The organism is Bittarella massiliensis (ex Durand et al. 2017) (genome assembly GCF_017566145.1).
GTDB classification, from domain to species: domain Bacteria; phylum Bacillota; class Clostridia; order Oscillospirales; family Ruminococcaceae; genus Bittarella; species Bittarella massiliensis_A.
The window spans coordinates 1-225 of record NZ_JABFCL010000183.1; the positions used below are offsets into that span (position 1 = coordinate 1).

General features: G+C 52.4%; 1 protein-coding gene. It reads right to left on the minus strand.

From position 1 onward, the window contains the following. Positions 1-225, minus strand: a 225-nt coding sequence (locus tag HJY11_RS13975) for an alanine--tRNA ligase-related protein (RefSeq protein ID WP_208076501.1), incomplete at both ends; no start/stop codon positions are given.

Genomic DNA, 225 nt, shown 5'->3' on the forward strand with positions numbered 1-225 from the left:
TCCATCCTCAGACGTAATCACGCCATGGTCCGCATTCTGTCCGCCGCTTGTGGCATAGAATGGCGTCTCCTCGACAAAGATCGTTCCCTCTACCCCTTCGGTCAGTGCATCGGTAATTTCGCTCTCTGTTGTCAGCACTGTCACTTTTGACGTGTGGATCAGTGTCTCATAGCCCACAAAGATGGAGGTCACAGACGGATCGATGGACTCGTACACAGTCACATC